Origin of the sequence: Streptomyces iranensis (assembly GCF_017874715.1) — a bacterium.
Taxonomy (GTDB): Bacteria; Actinomycetota; Actinomycetes; order Streptomycetales; family Streptomycetaceae; genus Streptomyces; species Streptomyces iranensis.
This window is the reverse complement of sequence record NZ_JAGGLR010000006.1, coordinates 20150-25373: the sequence shown is the minus strand read 5'-3', so window position 1 is coordinate 25373 and position 5224 is coordinate 20150. Positions and strand designations below refer to the sequence as shown.

The 5224-nt window shown below is 73.0% G+C and carries 1 protein-coding gene; it reads left to right on the top strand.

The annotated features are described in order from the left end of the window. The first annotated feature begins 64 nt into the window (after positions 1–64). Positions 65–5080 carry a type I polyketide synthase gene (locus tag J2Z30_RS12105; protein ID WP_044575061.1) on the top strand — a complete coding sequence of 1672 codons (5016 nt, stop codon included), beginning with the start codon at positions 65–67 and terminating at the stop codon, positions 5078–5080. Positions 5081–5224 lie beyond the last annotated feature (144 nt).

Here is a 5224-nt window from a genome sequence, read left to right as displayed (position 1 = left end):
AGCGCGGCAGCACCCTCATCCGGACCCCCCGACGATCAAGAGCATTGCGAATAGGTGAACGTCCATGGCGACTGCGAACGAAGCCAAGCTCCGCGAATATCTGAAGAAGGTCACCACCGACCTCACCGCCGCCCACCGGCGGCTGCAGGAGGCCGACGACCAGGCCCATGAGCCGATCGCCATCGTGGGCATGAGCTGCCGTTTCCCCGGAGGTGTCAGCACCCCCGAGGAGCTGTGGCAGCTCATGGCCTCCGGTGGTGAGGCGCAGACGGAGTTCCCGGCCGACCGCGGCTGGGACCTGCGGAACCTGTTCGACTCCGACCCGGACACCCCGGACACCACCTACACCCGCGAGGGCGGGTTCCTGGGCGACGCCACCCGGTTCGACGCGGCGTTCTTCGGGATCTCGCCGCGTGAGGCCATGGCGATGGACCCGCAGCAGCGGCTGCTGCTGGAGACCTCGTGGGAGGCGTTCGAGCGGGCCGGGATCGACCCCGCGTCCCTGCGCGGCAGCCGGACCGGTGTCTTCGCGGGCATGAACGCCTCCGACTATCTGACGGTGGCGCTCGACGCCGAGGACGACTTCGGCGGCCACCTCGGCACCGGCAACGCCAGCAGCGTCGTCTCCGGCCGGCTCTCCTACGTGTTCGGCCTGGAGGGCCCGGCCGTCACGGTGGACACGGCCTGCTCCGCGTCGCTGGTGGCGCTGCACCTGGCCGTCCAGTCGCTGCGGCTGGGCGAGTGCTCGCTCGCCCTGGCGGGCGGCGTCCATGTGATGTCCACCCCGGGTCTGTTCATCGAGTTCAGCCGTCAGCGGGGACTGTCCGAGGACGGCCGCTGCAAGGCGTTCTCGGCGGACGCCGACGGTTTCGGCCCGGCCGAGGGCGTGGGCGTACTGCTGCTGGAACGGCTCTCGGACGCCCGCCGCCTGGGCCACAAGGTGCTGGCCGTGGTGCGCGGCTCGGCCGTCAACCAGGACGGCGCGTCCAACGGTCTGACCGCGCCCAACGGCCCGTCCCAGCAGCGCGTCATCCAGCAGGCGCTGGCCAACGCGCGGCTGTCCGCGGGCGATGTGGACGTCATCGAGGCCCATGGCACGGGCACCTCGCTGGGCGACCCGATCGAGGCGCAGGCGCTGCTGGCCACCTACGGCCAGGAACGGACCGAGGAACTGCCCCTGCTGCTCGGTTCGGTGAAGTCAAACATCGGCCACACCCAGGGCGCCGCGGGCATCGCCGGGGTGATGAAGATGGTGCTGGCGATGGAGCACGGGGTGGTCCCCGAGTCGCTGCACATCGCCGAGCCGTCCCCGCACATCGACTGGTCCTCGGGGAAGCTCGCGCTGGTCAGGTCGGTCACGCCGTGGCCCGAGACCGGCCGTCCGCGCCGCGCGGGCATCTCCTCCTTCGGCTTCAGCGGCACCAACGCGCACACCATCGTCGAGCAGGCCCCCGCCGAGGAGCCGGGCCCGGTCGAGCTGGTGTCCAAGCAGCCGGGTGTGCTGCCGTGGGTGCTGTCCGGCAAGAGCGAGGCGGCGCTGCGCGCCCAGGCGTGGCGGCTGCTGGACCGGCTCCACGACGAACCGGCGCTGCGCACGGTGGACATCGGCCTGTCGCTGGCCACCACCCGCTCCGCCCTGGACCACCGCGGTGTGGTCCAGGGCCGGGACCGCGAGGAGCTGATGGCCGGGCTGACCGCCCTCGCCGAGGGCGGCATGGCGGCCGGTGTGGAGCGGGGCGCCGTGGTCGCCGGGCAGACGGCGTTCGTCTTCCCCGGGCAGGGGTCGCAGTGGGTGCGGATGGGCGTGGGGCTGATGGACGCCTCGCCCGTCTTCGCGGCCCACATCGAGGAGTGTGCGGCGGCGCTCGCGGAGTTCACCGACTGGTCGTTGGTGGATGTGTTGCGGGGTGCGGAGGGCGCGCCGTCGCTGGAGCGCGTGGACGTGGTCCAGCCGGTGCTGTTCGCGGTGATGGTGTCGCTGGCGGAGCTGTGGCGTTCGCTGGGTGTTGTCCCGGCGGCGGTGATCGGTCATTCGCAGGGTGAGATCGCGGCGGCGTGTGTGGCGGGAGCCCTGTCGCTGAAGGACGCGGCGCGTGTGGTGGCGCTGCGCAGTCAGGCGATTGGCCGGGTGCTGGCGGGCAAGGGCGGCATGGTGTCGGTGGCGCTCCCGGTGGCCGACGTACGCGAACGGATCGCGGCCTGGGGCGAGGAGCGGATCTCCATCGCGGCGGTCAACGGGCCGTCGTCGGTGGTGGTTTCGGGTGAGCCCGAGGCGCTGGAGGAGCTTCTGGCGTCCTGTGAGGCGGATGAGGTGCGGGCGCGTCGGGTGCCGGTGGACTACGCCTCGCACTCCGCGCAGGTGGAGTTGCTCCGCGAGGAGCTGCTGGAGCTGCTGGCTCCCGTACAGCCGAAGAACGCTCAGGTGCCGTTCCTGTCGACGGTGACGGGGGAGTGGGTCGAGGGTCCGGAGCTGGACGCCGAGTACTGGTTCACCAACCTCCGTAGGACCGTTGAGCTGGAGGGTGCGGTCCGGCGGCTGCTGGACGAGGGCTTCGGGGTGTTCATCGAGTCCAGCGCCCACCCGGTGCTGACGATGGCGGTGCAGGAGACCGCCGAGGACGCCGGTGTGGACGCGGCCGCGATCGGGTCGCTGCGCCGTGACGAGGGCGGACTGGACCGGTTCTGGGCCTCCGTCGGCGAGGCGTGGTCGCGCGGTGTGGCCGTGGACTGGGACGCGTTTTTCGACGGCACCGGCGCCCGCCGCGTCGAGCTGCCCACGTACGCCTTCCAGCAACAGCGCTATTGGCCCGAGGCCGCGCAGGCGCAGGCCGCGGGGGAGACCAGGCACGACGCCGTGGAGGCGAAGTTCTGGGCCGCGGTGGAAGCCGAGGACTGGCGGACGCTGGCCGCGGAGCTGACGGTCGAGGGCGATCAGCCCATGAGCGCCGTTCTGCCCGCCCTGGCCTCCTGGCGCAAGCAGGCCCGTGAGCAGTCCACGGTGGACGGCTGGCGCTACCGCGTGACGTGGAAGCCGCTCGCCGAGGAGCGGTCCGCGCGGCTGACCGGCGCCTGGCTCGTCGTCACCCCCGCCACCGAGGACACCTGGACCGACGCCGTGGCCGGTGTGCTCGCCGAACGCGGCGCCGACGTACGGCGGATCGCCGTGGACACCGCCATCGACGGCCGGGAGGAGCTGGCCGGGCGGCTGCGCACCGCGCTCGCCGAAGCCGAAGCCGAAGCCCAAGCCGAAGCCGATGCGGAGGCCGAAGCCGACGGCGCCGCGTTCGCCGGAGTGGTGTCGCTGTTGGCCCCGGCCGAGGGCGCACACCCCGAACAGGCCTCCCTGCCCGCCGGAACCGCCGCACAGCACGCGCTGGTCCAGGCCCTCGGCGACGCGGGAATCGGCGCACCGCTGTGGTGCCTCACGCACGGCGCGGTCTCCGTCGGCGGTACGGACCGCCCGGCCGCGCCCGAGCAGGCCCTCGTCTGGGGGCTGGGCCGGGTGGCCGCGCTGGAGCACCTGGAGCGCTGGGGCGGTCTGATCGACCTGCCCGACACGCCCGACGAGCGCGCCCTGACCCGGCTGGTGGGCCTCCTCGCCTCCGACGGCGAAGACGACCAGGCCGCGATCCGTGCCACGGGCGTCTTCGGGCCCCGCCTGGTGCGTGCCCCGCTGGCCGACACCCCCGCCGTACGGGCCTGGAAGCCGACCGGCACCACGCTGGTCACCGGCGGTACGGGACGGCTCGGCGCACAGGTCGCCCGGTGGCTGGCCCGCAACGGCGCCGACCATCTCGTGCTGGCGAGCCGCAGGGGCCCGGACGCCCCCGGGGCGGTCGAGCTGGAGGCCGAGCTGACCGGGCTCGGCGCCAAGGTCACCCTCGCCGCGTGCGATGTGACCGACCGCGCCGCGCTCGCCGACACCCTCGCGGCCATCCCGGCCGACCAGCCGCTGACGGCCGTCGTGCACACCGCCGCCGTCATCGACGACGGGGTGATCGAGGGGCTGACCCCCGGTCAGGTCGAGCGGGTGCTGCGGCCGAAGGTGGCCGCCACGCGCCATCTGCACGAGCTCACCCGGGACCTGGACCTGACCGCGTTCGTGCTGTGCTCGCACTTCTCCGCCACCTTCGGCGCACCCGGCCAGGGCAACCAGGCGCCCGGCAACGCCTTCCTGCACGCCTTCGCCGAGCAGCGCCGCGCCGACGGGCTGCCCGCCACCACGCTGACCTTCGGCCCGTGGGGCGACGGAGCCACGGTGGACGGCGCCGTCGGCGACCGGATGCGCCGCCACGGCATCAACGAGATGGCGCCGGAGCCGGCCACCGCCACGCTCCAGCACGCGCTCGACCGGGACGAGACCGCGCTGACCGTCATCGACATGGACTGGCGACGCTTCACCCTCGCCTTCACCGCCGACCGGCCGCGTCCGCTGCTGCACGACCTGCCCGAGGCCCGCGAGGTCGTCGAGGAGACGGCCGCCGCCGAGGCCGACGACGCGGGCGCGGCCGGTGCCGCCTTGGCCGGGCAGCTCGCGGGCCTGCCGGAGACCGAGCGGGAGCGGGTGCTGCTGGATCTGGTGCGCAGCGCGGTGGCCGCCGTGCTGGGCCACTCCGGCGCCCAGGCCATCGAGGCCGGGCGGGCCTTCAAGGAGCTGGGCTTCGACTCGCTGACCGCGGTCGAGCTCCGGAACCGGCTGGGCGCCGCGAGCGGGCTGAAGCTGCCGCCGAGCCTGATCTTCGACCACCCGACTCCGGCCGCCGTGGCCGCCTATCTGCGGGCCGGGATCGCGCCCGACGAGGCGGCCGACGGCACGGCGGTGCTCGAGGAACTCGACAAGCTGGAGTCCGCGCTCACCGGCACCGCGCCCGACAACATCACCCGGGCCCGGATCACCATGCGGCTGCAGTCGCTGCTGGCGAAGTGGAACGAGTCGGACGGCACGGCGGTCACCGCCGAGCCCGCCGCCGCGGCGGCGCCGGAGCGCCCGGCGAAGGACACGGTGGACGCCGGGCAGCTCCAATCGGCCAGCGACGAAGAGCTCTTCGCATTCATCAACAAGGGCCTCGGAAGGGCTTGACGAGAATTTCGCTATTGACGTCGTATCCGATGTCGGCCAGGATTTTCTCTACCCTTCAATAGAGTTTCGAAATACCGGGTTGCCCCCTATCGCTCCTTGGGTCTCCAGGGGGTCATAGGGGGCAGCTAGGGGTTGTTATGAGGG

Coding starts and splice junctions, on each gene's coding strand:
- J2Z30_RS12105 (WP_044575061.1), top strand. CDS start 65: ATGGCGACTGCGAACGAAGCCAAGCTCCGCGAATATCTGAAGAAGGTC.